Source organism: Mesorhizobium sp. IMUNJ 23033 (genome assembly GCF_044778005.1).
GTDB classification, from domain to species: Bacteria; Pseudomonadota; Alphaproteobacteria; order Rhizobiales; family Rhizobiaceae; genus Mesorhizobium; species Mesorhizobium amorphae_A.
In genome coordinates this window covers 70,346-85,313 of record NZ_JBJACT010000013.1, presented here as the reverse complement: position 1 = coordinate 85,313, position 14,968 = coordinate 70,346, and the positions used below count along the sequence as shown (strand labels likewise).

General features: G+C 63.8%; 8 protein-coding genes. 4 read left to right on the top strand and 4 right to left on the bottom strand.

Annotated elements, in window-relative coordinates:
* Nucleotides 1-50: 50 nt before the first annotated feature.
* Entirely contained in the window at nucleotides 51-2,420 is a 2,370-nt protein-coding gene (locus ACFX5Q_RS16195) for a DUF1989 domain-containing protein (RefSeq protein ID WP_404279537.1), read from the top strand.
* Nucleotides 2,421-2,669: 249 nt separating this feature from the next.
* The gene (locus ACFX5Q_RS16190; protein WP_404279535.1) at nucleotides 2,670-4,379 is read left to right on the top strand and encodes an APC family permease; all 1,710 of its coding nucleotides are present in this window, start codon (nucleotides 2,670-2,672) and stop codon (nucleotides 4,377-4,379) included.
* 91 nt (nucleotides 4,380-4,470) lie between these two features.
* On the opposite strand, the gene ACFX5Q_RS16185 is transcribed toward ACFX5Q_RS16190, so the two are convergent.
* The 4 genes from ACFX5Q_RS16185 to ACFX5Q_RS16170 all read right to left on the bottom strand — a co-directional run bounded on the left by ACFX5Q_RS16185 (nucleotide 4,471) and on the right by ACFX5Q_RS16170 (nucleotide 11,587).
* Complete coding sequence (locus ACFX5Q_RS16185; RefSeq protein WP_404279533.1) at nucleotides 4,471-7,620, bottom strand: efflux RND transporter permease subunit; 3,150 nt, start codon at nucleotides 7,618-7,620, stop codon at nucleotides 4,471-4,473.
* A 256-nt stretch (nucleotides 7,621-7,876) separates the two neighbouring features.
* Nucleotides 7,877-9,013, bottom strand: coding sequence for an efflux RND transporter periplasmic adaptor subunit (locus tag ACFX5Q_RS16180; protein ID WP_404279531.1), 1,137 nt, complete (start codon nucleotides 9,011-9,013; stop codon nucleotides 7,877-7,879).
* Nucleotides 9,014-9,088: 75 nt separating this feature from the next.
* Nucleotides 9,089-9,697 carry a TetR family transcriptional regulator gene (locus ACFX5Q_RS16175; protein ID WP_404279529.1) on the bottom strand — a complete coding sequence of 203 codons (609 nt, stop codon included), beginning with the start codon at nucleotides 9,695-9,697 and terminating at the stop codon, nucleotides 9,089-9,091.
* A gap of 249 nt (nucleotides 9,698-9,946) precedes the next feature.
* Nucleotides 9,947-11,587, bottom strand: a complete 1,641-nt coding sequence (locus tag ACFX5Q_RS16170) for an acyl-CoA synthetase (RefSeq protein ID WP_404279527.1) — start codon at nucleotides 11,585-11,587, stop codon at nucleotides 9,947-9,949.
* Between the two features lie 193 nt (nucleotides 11,588-11,780).
* Between ACFX5Q_RS16170 and ACFX5Q_RS16165 the strand changes: the two genes are divergently transcribed.
* On the top strand, nucleotides 11,781-12,746 hold the full coding sequence (locus ACFX5Q_RS16165) for a sugar-binding transcriptional regulator (RefSeq protein ID WP_404279525.1): 966 nt from the start codon (nucleotides 11,781-11,783) through the stop codon (nucleotides 12,744-12,746).
* A 93-nt stretch (nucleotides 12,747-12,839) separates the two neighbouring features.
* Complete coding sequence (locus tag ACFX5Q_RS16160) at nucleotides 12,840-14,894, top strand: bifunctional aldolase/short-chain dehydrogenase (protein WP_404279523.1); 2,055 nt, start codon at nucleotides 12,840-12,842, stop codon at nucleotides 14,892-14,894.
* The last annotated feature ends 74 nt before the right edge of the window (nucleotides 14,895-14,968 follow it).

Sequence of the window (14,968 nt, the reverse complement as noted above, 5' to 3'; positions counted from 1 at the left end):
AAAATAATTTCACACACAGGCAAACTTGTTTCTCGAACCGCAAGGCTGAGATGAGCCAGTCGCCCTACCCTGCCGTGACCGCCGGACCGCCACGGCCGAGCCTGATCCTCAGGCCCGGCCAGATCGCGCTGCCGCCCGGCATGGAGCGCTATACGATCCATGGCAATGGCGCGGTGTTCATCGAGGTCGAGGCCGGCGACACGATCAGCGTGCGCAATGTCGAGGGCGGACAAGCCTGCGAGCTGCTGGCCTGGGACAGAACCGGCGCGACCGATCCCGCTATTCTCGGTGAAAAATCCAACAGCAATGCCGCCGGCATCAAGGCGTTGCTGGTCGACGGCGACGACAGTCTTTCGGCTGTGCGTCGCGGACTCGAGCGCCGTCAGGTGCAGCTCGACCAGGCGAAGGCGGTGCGTGTGTTCGGCGGCGCCACGCCGGCCGGCACCGAGCAGAGTTTTGCCGTCTCCCGCGATGGCGCGATGCTGATTGCCGCGCCCGGCGGGCCGATGCTGGTCGACGGCCATGACACCGCGACGCCGCTGACCGTGATTGTTCGCCGCGCTACGATCCGCCCGGCAGCGAAATCGCAACTGGCCGATCCGCTCGCCGATCCCGTGCTCGACCTGCGCGTCCATTCAGCGACGGCGGAATCCTATTTCGTCAAGGCCGGCGACTATCTGCAGATCATCGACGTCGACGGCCGCCAATGCACCGACTTCCAGTGCTTCTCGGCGCGCAAGCTCGACAAGGGCCGCGATCATCCGCTCGACGTGACGACGACCCGCACGCTAATGGGATCGAGCTATCCGATGCCCGGCCTGCATTCGAAATATTACGACCAGGACATGGACCCGCTGGTCGAGGTGGTGCAGGACACATGCGGCCGGCACGATGCCTTCGCGCTCGCATGTGCCGCCAAATATTACGACGACATCGGCTATCCCGGTCACACCAACTGCTCGGAGAATTTCAATCGCGCACTGTCGGACAAGGGCGTCACCCCACGCGCCGGCTGGATGGCGATCAACTTCTTCTTCAACACGGCGATCAACGCGCATGGCATGATGGTGTCCGACGAGCCATGGTCTCGCCCCGGCGACTATGTGCTGCTCAGAGCCCTGACCGACATCGTCTGCGTGTCCTCCGCCTGCCCCGACGACACGACGCCGGCCAATGGCTGGAACCTCACCGACATCCATGTGCGGACCTATTCCGGCCAGCACAAATTCTCGCGAGCGATCGCCAGACGGATGACGCCCGATTCGGAACCGAAAATGACCCGCGAGACATCCTTTCATTCGAGCTTTGCCAAACACACGCGCGACTTCGTCGAGTACAGGGGCTACTGGCTGGCCAATTCCTTCGCCAAGGAGGGGCCCATCGCCGAATACTGGGCCTGCCGGCAGGATGCCGTCATCATGGACCTGTCGCCGCTGCGCAAGTTCGAGGTCACCGGCCCGGATTCCGAGGCGCTGCTGCAATACACGTTGACCCGCGACGTGAAGAAACTCGGCGTCGGCCAGGTGGTCTATTCGGCGATGTGCTACGAGCATGGCGGCATGATCGACGACGGCACGCTGCTTCGGCTCGGCAAGGATAATTTCCGCTGGGTCGGCGGCGACGATCTCTCCGGCGAATGGCTGCGCGAGACGGCCGAAAAGCTTGGCCTCAATGTGCTGGTGCGCTCGTCGACCGACCAGATGCACAATGTCGCCGTGCAAGGGCCGAAGAGCCGCGACATTCTCCGCGAGGTCATCTGGACCTCGCCGCTGCAGCCGTCGATCGAAGAGCTCGAATGGTTCCGCTTCGCCGTCGCGCGCATCGGCGGCGGCAATGGCATTCCAGTTGTCGTCTCGCGCACCGGCTACACCGGCGAGCTCGGCTACGAGGTCTGGTGCCATCCGCGCGACGCCGAAAAAGTCTTCGACGCGATCTGGGAGGCCGGCCAGCCACATGGGCTGAAGCCGATGGGGCTGCAGGCACTCGACATGGTGCGTATCGAAGCCGGGCTGATCTTCGCCGGCTACGAGTTCTCCGACCAGACCGACCCGTTCGAGGCCGGCATCGGCTTCACCGTGCCGCTGAAGACCAAGACCGACGACTTCATCGGCCGCGAGGCGCTGATCCGCCGCAAGGAACACCCGCAGACGAAACTGGTCGGCCTCGACATCGACGCCAACGTTCCGGTCGGCCATGGCGATTGCGTCCATGTCGGCCGCGCCCAGATCGGCGTCGTCACTTCGGGCATGCGTTCGCCGGTGCTGAACAAGACCATCGCGCTGGCGCGGCTCGACGTCACGCATTCGGCTGTCGGCACCGAGGTCGAGATCGGCAAGCTCGACGGCCATGCCAAGCGGCTGCCGGCGCGAGTCGTGGCCTTTGCTCATTACGACCCGCAGAAGACCAAACCGCGCTCCTGACGGCTGCATCAGGCCCGGAAAATCAGCCCGCCATACGGGATCGCACCGGCGTCGAGGTGGGTGCATGCTCACAGTGATGTGCACATGTCCACAAAACGCTTGACGTGAAAGCGCGCCGGATCAATCTTCACTGTTAAGAAAAAAATACGACTGAGTGGAAACACTGACAGTCGTCGATATCATGTCGGGGGAAGCTTCGCGAAGCCGAGGCGTCGCCGGCGGGGACAACAAAAAGGGGAACACAGACACATGAGCACGGTAACCACTGCCCTGGTGCAGCCTGCCGAAGGGCAGCTGCACCGGAACATCGACTGGCGCGGCGCCTTCTGGGTGGCCAGCGGCGTTCCAGCCCTCGTCCTGTTTTCGATCGGCGGCATTGCCGGCACGACCGGAACGCTGGCCTTCGCGATCTGGACCGTGTCCATGATCATGGGCTTCCTGCAGTCCTTCACCTATGCGGAAATCGCCGGCCTGTTCCCGAACAAGTCCGGTGGCGCCTCGATCTACGGCGCCACCGCCTGGCTGCGCTATTCGAAGTTCATCGCGCCGCTGTCGGTGTGGTGCAACTGGTTCGCCTGGTCGCCGGTGCTGTCGCTCGGCTGCTCGATCGCTGCCGCCTACATCCTCAATGCGCTGGCGCCATTGCCGGTGTTCAGCGAGACCTCGCCGGAAGTCGTCGCCTATATCGCGGCGCATGTTGGAACAGCTCCCGCCGACGCCATCGCGGCGGTGACCGCTGCCGCAACACCGGCGATCCGCACCTGGTCGCTGTGGAGCCACACGCTGGGCCCGGTCTCCTTCACCTTCAATTCAACCTTCTTCATCGGCGCGGTGCTGATGCTGATCATCTTCTCGATCCAGCATCGCGGCATTCTCGGCACGGCCAATGTGCAGAAATATATCGGGCTGCTGGTCATCATCCCGATGCTGATCGTCGGCGTTGTGCCGATCTTCACCGGCCAGATCAACTGGGCGAATTTCTCGCCGCTGGTGCCTTTGGCCGCCGCCTACGCCCCCGAGCCCGGCGCGTGGAACATTGCCGGCTGGACGCTGGTGCTTGGCGGCATGTTCATCGCGGCATGGTCGACCTACGGCTTCGAGACCGCCGTCTGCTACACGTCGGAGTTCAAGAACCCCGGCACCGACACCTTCAAGGCGATCTTCTATTCCGGCCTGCTCTGCATGCTTTTGTTCATCCTGGTGCCCTTCACCTTCCAGGGCGTGCTTGGCTTGAACGGCATGCTGGCGACCCCGATCGTCGACGGCTCCGGCGTTGCCGATGCGCTGGCCGGCATGGTCGGCGGCGGACAGCTGATCCACAGCCTGCTCGTCATGCTGATGATCCTGGCGCTGGTGCTCTGCATCATGACGGCGATGGCCGGCTCCTCGCGCACGCTCTACCAGGGCTCGGTCGATGGCTGGCTGCCGCGCTATCTCAGCCACGTCAACGAACATGGCGCGCCGACGCGGGCGATGTGGACCGACCTCATCTTCAACCTGATCGTGCTGGCGATCGCCTCGGCCGACGCGACGAGCTTCTTCTTCATCCTCGCCGTGTCGAACTGTGGCTACATCATCTTCAACTTCCTCAACCTCAATGCCGGCTGGATCCACCGCATCGACAACGGCCATATCGCACGGCCGTGGAAGGCACCGAGCTGGCTGCTCGGCGTTGGCGCGATCTTCGCCTATGTCAATGCGATCTTCATGGGCGCCGGCGCCAAGGTCTGGAACCCGATGGCGCTGTGGGCCGGACTGATCACGGCGGCGCTGATCATCCCGGTGTTCTGCTTCCGCCACTACATCCAGGACGGCGGCAAGTTCCCGGACCACATGCTGGCCGATCTCGGCATGTCGTCAGCCGATCTCAAGGTCAAAAAGGCGGGGATGCTGCCCTATTTGACGCTGGTCGCCGGCGTTGCGGTGATGCTGCTGGCCAACTGGCTGTTCGTCATCTGACCTCAGCCTCCGACCGGGCGCTGGTCGCAGCGCCCGACTGACCCAAAAGAGATTGCCGGCCGGTCGAGACATCGACCGGCCGGCATTTTTTTCATTCCGCCGCCAGCGCCAGCGCCAACTGCGGCTGTTCGGTGTTTTCCGGCACGGCGTCGGCCGGTTGTTCCTCGGCTCCACGCTTCTTGGGCTCGCGGCCGAAGAACAGAGCGTAGGCTGCCGGCAGCACGAGGATGGTGAGCACAGTCGCGACGAGGATGCCGCCCATCATGGCGTAGGCGAGCGGCCCCCAGAACACGGCGCGCGAGATCGGGATCAGCGCCAGCACCGCCGTCATCGCCGTCAGCACGATCGGCCTGAAGCGGCGCACGGCCGAGCCGATGATGGCCTCCGAGCGTTCCATGCCTCTGGCTATGTCCTGGTCGATCTGGTCGACCAGGATGATCGAGTTGCGCATGATGATGCCGAGCAGGGCGATGACGCCAAGAATGGCGACGAAGCCGAACGGCGCGCCGCTGATCAAAAGCGCCGCCGCCGCACCGATGATGCCCAGTGGGCCGGTGGCCAGCACCAGCATCGCCTTTCCGAAATGCTGCAGCTGGATCATCAAGAGCACGACGATGACGGCCAGCATGATCGGCGCCTTGGCGGCGATCGAAGCCTGGCTCTCGGCCGAATCCTCGGCGCCGCCCTGGATCTCGATCTTGTAGCCGGGCGCGAGGCCATCGCGCAGGCCCTTGATGTCGTTGTACATCTTGGTGACGACATCGTTGGACTGCACGCCGTCCGGCAGCGTGCCGCGCACCGAGATGGTCGGCAAGCGGTCGCGGCGCCATTCGACGCCCTGCTCGAGTACCGGAACGACCTTGGCCACCTGCGACAGCGGCACGAAGCCACCGAAGTCGGTCGGGATATAGACCGAGTCGACTGAGGACAGCAGCTTGCGGCCCGCCTCCGGCTCACGGGCGACGATGGAGACGGTCTCCTCGCCGTCGCGGAAGTCGTCGAGCGGCGCGCCGGACATGGTCGCCTGCAGCATCTGGCGGATGCGCTGCGAGCTGACGCCGAGTGCACGGGCGCGGTCCTGGTCGATGACCAGCTTCATTGCCGGCACCGGCTCCAGCCAGTCGTCGTGGACGGCGCCGAGCAGCGGATTGGCCTGGAATTTCGCCTTCACCTCATCGGCAATGCGACGCACCTCCTGGCGATCCGGACCCATGACGCGCATCTGCACCGGCCAGCCGGTCGGCGGGCCGAGGAACAGGCGGTCGACCTTGGAACGGATCGAAGGGAAATCCTGCGCCAATATGGTACGCAGCTTGACGATCAGCCTCTCGCGGGCCGGCTCGTCCTTGGCCATCACCAGAAGCTGGGCGAAGTTCGGATTGCGCAGTTGCTGGTCGAGCGGCAGGAAGAAGCGCGGCGCGCCCTCGCCGATATAGGTGGCGATGAAGCGCTTGTCCTGGTCGTCCATCATCCTGGATTCCAGCGCCTTGGCCTGCGTCTCGACCTCCTTGATGCTGGTGCCTTCCGGCAGCCAGAGATCGACGAGGATTTCCGGACGCGAGGACTGCGGGAAGAAATTCTGCGGGATGAACTGGAACGCCCACAGGCTGCCGGCAAAGGTCATCAGCGTCATTGCCAGCACGATGATGCGGTGGCGCACGGCCCAGCCGACGGTGGCGCGCAGCCGCCGGTAGAAGCTGGTGTCGAAGGCATCGTGATGATTGCCGGCATGCTTGCGCTGCTTGAGGATCATGTGGCCGAGCCACGGCGTGAAGTAGACCGCGACGAACCAGGACACGACCAGCGCGATGCCGACGACGTAGAACAGGGTGCGCACATATTCGCCGGCCGTCGAGGCGGCGAAGCCGACCGGGATGAAACCGGCGGTGGTGATCAGCGTGCCGGTCAGCATCGGGAAGGCGGTCGAGGAGTAGGCAAAGCTCGCCGCCTCGATCTTGACCAGCCCTTCCTCGAGCTTTCGTTCCATCATCTCGACGACGATCATGGCGTCGTCGACGAGCAGTCCGAGCGCGATGATCAGCGCGCCGAGCGAAATGCGCTGCAGGTCGATGCCGATCTCGTACATGATGGCGAAGGTGGCGGCGAGCACCAGCGGAATGGCGATCGCGATCACCAGACCGGAGCGCCAGCCGATCGACAGGAACGAAACGACGAGCACGATCAGCAGCGCCTCGCCAAGCGCCTCCATGAACTCGTTGACGGCGTCCTTGACGACCTCAGGCTGGTCGGAAATCTGGTCGACCGCAACGCCATAAGGCAGCCCTTCCTCGAAGCGCTGATAGGTCGCCTCGACGTCCTTGCCGACGTCCTTGACGTTGAAGCCCTTGGCCATGACGACGCCGACCTGGACGCTCTCGTGGCCGTTGAAGCGATATTTGCGCTGGTAGGGGTCCTCGAGACCGGAGGTCACGGTGGCGATGTCGCCCAGCCGCGTCACCTGGTTGCCGGCGCGCAGGCGAAGCTCGCGGATGTCGGCAGCCTTGGTCACGTCGCCCTCGACCGAGATGCGCACCGAACGCAGACCGGTGTCGACCGAACCCGCCGGATCGACATTGTTCTGGCCCTTGATGGCGTTCTGCAGGTCGGTGAGCGTCAGGCCGCGCTCGGCGAGCGCCTTGGACGAGACGTCGATATAGAGTTTTTCCGGCTGGTCGCCGATGATGACTGCCTTCTCGACGCCGGGCGTCGTCAAGAGCATGTCGCGCGCCTGGATGGCGAATTTCTTCAGCTCGGGATAGCTGTAACCGTCGCCGCTGATCGAATGCAGCGTGATGAAGGTGTCGCCGAACTCGTCGTTGAAATAGGGACCGAGCAAGCCTTGCGGCAGATCGCCGGCGATATCGCCGACCTTCTTGCGCACCTGGTAGAAGGCATCCTTCACCTGGTCGGCGTTGGTGTCGCCCTTGATCTGGACGGTGATGATGGCACTGCCGGCACGGGTGTAGGAGCGCACGAAATCGAGGTGCGGCGTTTCCTGCAGCTTGCGCTCAATCTTGTTGACGACCTGATCTTCCATCTCCTTGATCGAGGAGCCTGGCCAGACCGCCTGGACGACCATGACGCGGAAGGTGAAATCCGGATCTTCCTTCTGGCCCATGCGCATCAGGCCGAGCGCGCCGGCGATGATGATCAGGCCAAACAGGAAGCGCGCAATGCTCGGGTGTCCGATCGCCCAGCGCGAAAGGTTGAACGGCTTTTTTTCATTCGTGTCGGTGGTCATCGGCGTCAGTCCAATCCAATTGATTGTCGGCGCATGCGCGCGGCATGCTCACGGAATTTCCGATGCTGGCTTCCGGGCGACGAGGCTTTCCGAGCGGAGAGACACTCGTCGCGGTGGGACGCGAGGACGGATGTGGGGGTTACATCGACCTGACGTCTCGACAATCGGGCACTCGTCGCCCGGAAACCGTGACCCACTAAACCCTGAGGCTTTCCGCCTAAGGTGATGACAAGTGGGTTTTCATTTTGCCTGGGCTTCAGCGCAGGCTGCTGGTGGTCTCGCCATCATTCTGCGCCGATGCGGCCTGCTGCGCTGCATCGCCGGAGAGCTTGACCTTCAGGTTCTCGGTCATGAACTGGGTGCCAGCGGCAACCACGACGTCACCCTGCTTCAGACCGTCGGCGACATTGACGCCGTCGGCGGTGAAGTCGCCGACCTTGACCGGGCGTGGATGAACCGTCTCGCTGCTGCGGTCGACGGTCCAGACGATCTTCTGGCCGTCCTTCTCGGCGAGCGCGCTGAGCGGGACCGACACCATCTGCTGCCGGCTCGCCACCGAGGCTTCGATATTGGCGGTCATGCCAAGCAGCACGCGCGGGTCGTTGGGCAGCGAGACGCGAACGGCAAAGGTACGCGACTGCGGATCGGCGCTGCCGGCAACCTCCCGGACCTTGCCGGCAAGCGTCAGCGCATCGTCCGACCAGAAGCTCGCCTTGACGTCCTTGCCCGGCTTGAATTCAGCGATATCCATTTCCGGAACGGCGATCAGCACTTCCTTCTCGCCGTCGACGGCGACCGTCATGACAGGCGTGCCGGCGCCGACCACCTGGCCGACATCGGCAGTGACGGCCGTGACGATGCCGTCCTGGCTTGCCTTGAGATCGGTGTAACCGACCTGGTTGCGGGCCTGGGCAAGGGTCGAGCGAGCCGCATCGCGCGTCGCCACCGCCTGGTTGTAGGTCAGCGTCGCCTGCTCAAGCTGCGACTTGGACGCGAAGTTCTTGGCGTAGAGCTGCTCGGCGCGCTTCTTGGTCAGATCGACTGTCTCGACCTGCCGCTCGGCGGCATCAAGGCTCGCCGCCGCACTCTTGACCGACAAGTCGTAATCGGAGGGGTCGATGCGGGCCAGCACGTCGCCAGAAGTCACATGCTGGCCGATGTCGACGAGGCGCTCGGTAACCTTGCCGGCGACCCGGAAGCCGAGGTTCATCTCGGTGCGGGCGCGCACCGAGCCGGAATAGTCGAGCTCGCGGGTGGTCCGCGCCTGACCGATCTCGACCACCTTGACCGGCCGGATGATATCCTTGACTTCGGCCTTCTCCTGGCTGCAGCCGGCAAGCCCGAGCACCGCGACGACGAGCACGGCCGGACCGACTGCCGGAAGCCTGCTCATGATGGAATTGGACAAAGACACCTTAGTACTCCCAAACTGGAGATGAACTGTCTTCCGGCGCCCGGCGGGCGGCGGTTATTTCTTCAAGGCCTTGATCGCGTAATCGATGAGGTCGTCGGGCATCGCCCGGTTGGTCTTGGCAAGACATTGCGCCACCATCTGCGGATGGCACAGAATGACGGTGGCGGCGCCGAAGCAGCGCGACGCGATCACCGGATCCTGCTCGGCAAACTCGCCGGCTTTGATGCCGTCGCGGATCACCTCGGCGAACAGATCGTGGATGCTGTCGATATGCTTGTCGATGACGCCCCAGTCGCGTTCGAGGGCGACGATGACCATCTCATGCACCTTCTGGTCGTCGAGCATGACCTCCATTGTCATCTTGTATTGTGCATGCACGTAGCGACGCAGCCGCTCCTCGGCGCTGATCGGCAGGCGGGAAATCTCGTAGGCCATCTGGTAGCTGGCGCCGAGCATCCGGCCGCAGACAGCCTGGTGGATTTCGACCTTGGAGGCGAAGAAGCGGTAGATGTTGGCCGGCGACATGCCGAGCTCGCGCGCAATGTCGGCGACATTGGTCTTGCCGTAGCCATAGTGGCGGAACAGGCGTTCGGCGCAGTCGAGAATGCGGGTGACATTCTCCTGGCGGGTCGGGTCGGCCACGATGTTTGCGATCTCGGGCATGGCTCTCTGTCAAATTACGAGTGACGAATTTCAATTTTCATCAGTCGTAAATCGAAATTCGTGAGATGTCAACGCGGATTCGACGTACACGTATAATTGGTGACAAATGGTGACAGAGGGAGCGGCCGGCCCAGCCAGGCGCTTCGTCATCCTAGGGTGGAGCAGTCGAGAAGCGACGTCGCGGAAACCCTAGGATGACGAAGTTCCGAAGGCCCGCGGCAAATTGTCGAGGCCAGAGCGGCAGTACAGCTAAGCCTCCTTCGCCATCTCGCGCAGCCGGAACTTCTGGATCTTCCCGGTCGACGTTTTCGGAATCTCAGCGAAGATCACCGCCTTCGGCACCTTGAAGCGGGCAAGCAGCGCGCGGCAGTGCTCGATGATTTCGGCCTCGGTTGCCGTCCTGCCAGGCTTCAGTTCGACATAGGCGACCGGCACCTCGCCCCATTTGTCGTCGGCCCGGGCGACGACGCCGCAGGACGCGACGGCGAGATGCTTGTAGAGCGCGTCCTCGACCTCGATCGAGGAGATGTTCTCGCCGCCGGAGATGATGATGTCCTTGGAGCGGTCCTTGAGCTGGATGTAGCCGTCGGCGTGCATGACGCCGAGGTCGCCGGAGTGGAACCAGCCACCGGCGAAGGCCTCGTCGGTCGCCTTGCGGTTCCTCAGATAGCCCTTCATGACGATGTTGCCGCGGAACATGACCTCGCCGATGGTCTCGCCGTCGGCCGGCGTTTCCATCATCGTCTCGGGGTTCATCACGGTCAGGCCTTCGAGCGCTGCATAGCGAACGCCCTGCCGCGCTTTCTTGGCCGTCCTCGGCCCCTTCTCCAGCCCATCCCACTCATTGTGCCATTCGTTGACGACCGCCGGGCCGTAGGTCTCGGTCAGGCCGTAGAGATGGGTAACGGCAAAGCCGGCATCGGCCATGCCCGACAGCACCGCCTCCGGCGGCGGTGCCGCGGCGGTGTTGAAGGTGACGGTCTGCCGGAACTGCCGCTTGTCCTCGTCCTTGGCATTGATCAGCACCGACATGACGATCGGCGCGCCGCAGAGATGGGTGACGCCATGATCGGCAATGGCGTCGTAGATCGGCTTCGGCCGCACCCAGCGCAGGCAGACATGGGTGCCGGCCTGAACGGCGAGAGTCCAGGGAAAGCACCAGCCATTGCAGTGGAACATCGGCAGCGTCCACAAATAGACCGCGTGCTTGGCCATGCCGGCATGGATGGTGTTGGTGTAGGCCATCAGGGCCGCACCACGATGGTGATAGACGACACCTTTCGGGTTGCCGGTCGTGCCGGAAGTGTAGTTCAGCGAGATGGCGTCCCATTCGTCATCGGGCATCGACCAGGCAAAATCCTCGTCGCCGCCGGCGACGAACTCCTCGTAGTCGAGCGTGCCGACGCGCTCGCCCTTCGGATAGGGAGCATCAGTGGCGTATTCGAGATCGTCATAGTCGATGACCAGCGGCCTGGCCTTGGCCTGCGCCAGAGCCTCCTTGAGGACGCCGGAAAATTCATGGTCGACGATGAGGACTTTCGTCTCGGCATGGTCGAGTTGGAAGGCGATCACCGCCGCATCGAGGCGGGTATTAAGCGAATGCAGCACCGCTTTGGTCATCGGCACACCAAAATGCGCTTCCAGCATCGGCGGCGTGTTGGAGAGCATCACGGTGACGGTATCGCCCTTGCCTATGCCGCGCTTCGAGAGCGCCGAGGCGAGCTTCAGCGAGCGCCGCCAGAAGTCGCGATAGGTAATGCACTGGCTGCCATGGATGATGGCGACATGGTCGGGATAGGTCCTGGCCGCGCGCTCCAGATAGGTGAGCGGCGTCAGCGGCTGGTGGTTGGCGGCGTTCCTGCCCAAATCCTGTTCGTAGGGATTGCCCATCCCGTCCTCCCCAATGTCTATTATTACCGACTTTCTAATCACAGGCCTCGCGCCGCGTCACCAACAACGATGCCACGACATGGTGCATTTGGCACATTGATGATCCAGATTCAGCGGGCGAGCGAGCATCGCATGCCTCCGCTCAATTTGACTTTTGTCGAGAGCCGTGAATAATGTCAGCCGAGGAGATGGCATGGCGATCCGACCGGCAGAACAGCTTATCCACAAGGCCGCCTGGCTTTACTACGCCCACGGCCTGCGACAGGACCAGGTAGCCAGCCAGCTCAACATTTCCCGCGCTTCGGTCGCCATGTATCTGCGCAAGGCGCGCGAGACCGGCATCGTCAACATCTCGACCTCGACCCAGCTTTTCACCGACGATGTCATGGCGCGCCGGCTCGAAGACGCCTTGAGCCTCGACGCCGCCTGGATCGCGCCGGAAAACGACTATGTCATCGATCCGTCGACCGACATCGCCGTGCTGGCGGCGAGCGTCTTTCTCGAACTGGTCAGGAAGGGCGACCGCATCGGCGTCGCCTGGGGCCGAACCATCTACACCATCGCCGACATCATGTCCTATGCCGACCTGCAGGACGTCACGGTGGTGCAGCTCTGCGGCAATCTCGGCGCGCCCTATTCCTACCGGCCGGACCAGTGCACGATGGAAATCGCGCGCCGGCTCAACGCCAAGGGACTGAATTTCTACGCGCCGCTGGTGCTGACGACGGAAGCGCTGGCGCATGGCTTGCGCGCCGAGCCGGTGATCCGCGAGCAATTGTCCGGGATAAGCGACTGCGATCTCGCGCTCTATTCGGTCGGCACGGTCGATGCCGACAGCCATGTCGTCAAATGCGGCGCGCTGAGCGTCGGAGAGATGGCTTTACTGCGCGATGCGGGTGCGGCCGGCGTCATCGCCGGGCAGATCATCGACGCCGACGGCAAGGCGCTCGACTGCAGCTACAATCGCCGCGTCATCTCGGCGGCGCTGTCGTCGCTGCGCCAGATCGAAAAACGCCTGATGGTGGTGCAGGAGGACAGCAAGTTCGAACCGCTGCTCGCAGCGCTCGCCGGCGGGCTCTGCACGCATCTGGTGGTCGGCGCGCGCATGGCGAAGCGGCTGCTGGAGCACGCGGGAGCGGCGACCGAAAAGGCCTCCTAGACAGACACAATCCTTGCCGCCGGCGCGTTGTCATCAAAGCGTCGCGGCATTCCTGTTCACAGCAACCAAAGACAGCAAAGCGGACGAAGCGAAATGAAGAATTTGTGGAATGACGGCGACGCCGAAAAGATGGTTGCCGACTATGCGAAGAAAGGCGTCGGCCGCGATCTGGCGCTGCGCGTCTACACGACGCGGCTGCTCGGCGGCGAGCCGCGCCTCGTGCTGCATGGCGGCGGCAACACCTCCTGCAAGACCAAGGCCACCGACCTCGTCGGCGACGAATGGGACGTGCTTTGCGTCAAGGGCAGCGGCTGGGACATGGCCGTGATCGAGCCGAAGGGCCTGCCGGCGGTCAAGATGGGCGCGCTCCTCAAGGCGCGCGCGCTGGACAAGCTCGGCGACGAGGACATGGTGGCGTTGCAGCGGGCAAACCTCGTCGACCCCGCCTCGCCCAACCCGTCGGTCGAGACGCTGCTGCACGCCTTCCTGCCACATAAATTCGTCGACCATACGCACTCGACTGCCATTCTTGCCATCGTCGACCAGGAGGACAGCGAGCCGCTGGTGCGAAAAGTGTTTGGCGCCAAGATGGGCTACGTGCCTTACATCATGCCGGGCTTCGACCTGGCAAAGGCGGCGGGCGACGTCTTCGACGCCGATCCCAGCGTCGAGGGCCTGATCCTCGACAAGCACGGCATCTTCACCTTCGGCGACGACGCCAGGCAGGCGTACGACCGGATGATCCATTACGTGAATGTCGCCGAGGAATTCGTGGCGCAGAACGGCAAGCCACGCACCGAAAGGGTGGCGCTGCCGGCAAGGCTGGCGAAACCGCAGGACATCGCGCCAATGCTGCGCGGCGCGGTGGCGGTGGCGCGCGGCGAAGGTCGCTTCGACCGCATGATCAGCGACTTCCGCACTTCGGATGCGATCGTCAATTTCATCAACTCGGCTGAGATCGCCGACTATGCCGGCCGCGGCGTCTCGACGCCGGATCTGTCGATCCGCATCAAGACCGGGCCGATGGCGGTGCCGGCGCCGGACGCCGACAAGATCGGCGACTACAAGGCTGTCATCCGCAGCCATGTCGAGACCTTCGCCAAGGATTATCGCGCCTATTTCGAGACCAATGACGCGCTCGACGACGTCAAGCGCACCATGCTCGACCCGATGCCGCGGCTGACGCTGGTGCCCGGCCTCGGCATGTTCGGCCATGGCCGCACGCTGAAGGACGCCAGGATCGCTTCCGATGTCGGCGAGATGTGGATCGAGGCGGTGCGCGGCGCCGAAGCCGTCGGCCATTTCCACCCGCTGTCCAAGGCCGATCTGTTCCCGCTCGAATATTGGTCGCTGGAGCAGGCCAAGCTTGCCTCGAACAAGCCGAAGCCGCTGACCGGCCAGGTGCTGCTGGTGACCGGCGGCGCCGGCGCGATTGGTGCGGCCACGGCCAAGCTTTTCGCCGACAACGGGGCGCACGCCGTCATCGTCGATCTCGATCCGGCGAAGGCCGCGGAAGCGGCCAAGAAGGCCGGCAACGGCTCGATCGGCGTCGGCGCCGACATCACCAATCCGGCCGAGCTGCGCGCAGCCTTCGACAGAGCGGTCGCCGTCTTCGGCGGCCTCGACATACTGGTCTCCAATGCCGGCGCTGCCTGGGAAGGCCGTATCGGCGAGCTTGACGACGCCCTACTGCGCAAGAGTTTCGAGCTCAACTTCTTCGCCCATCAGTCGGCGGCGCAGAACGCCGTGCGCATCATGCTCGAACAGGGCACCGGCGGCGTGCTCCTGTTCAACACCTCCAAGCAGGCGGTCAATCCCGGCCCGAAGTTCGGCGCCTACGGCATCCCCAAAGCGGCGACGCTGTTCCTGTCCAGGCAATATGCGCTCGACTACGGCGCGCAAGGCATCCGCTCGAACGCGGTCAATGCCGACCGCATCCGCTCGGGGCTGTTGACCAACGCCATGATCGCCAGCCGCTCGGGCGCGCGCGGCGTGTCGGAGAAGGAATACATGTCCGGCAATCTGCTCGGACAGGAGGTGACGGCCGAGGACGTCGCCCAGGCCTTCCTGCACCAGGCGCTGGCCGAACGCACCACCGCCGACGTGACGACGGTGGATGGCGGCAATATCGCCGCCGCGATGCGGTAGGGACAGGACATCAGAACATCAAAAGAGCGGCCCGCGGGCCGCTTTTCTTTTTGCCAATAAGGCAAGCTGCCTTG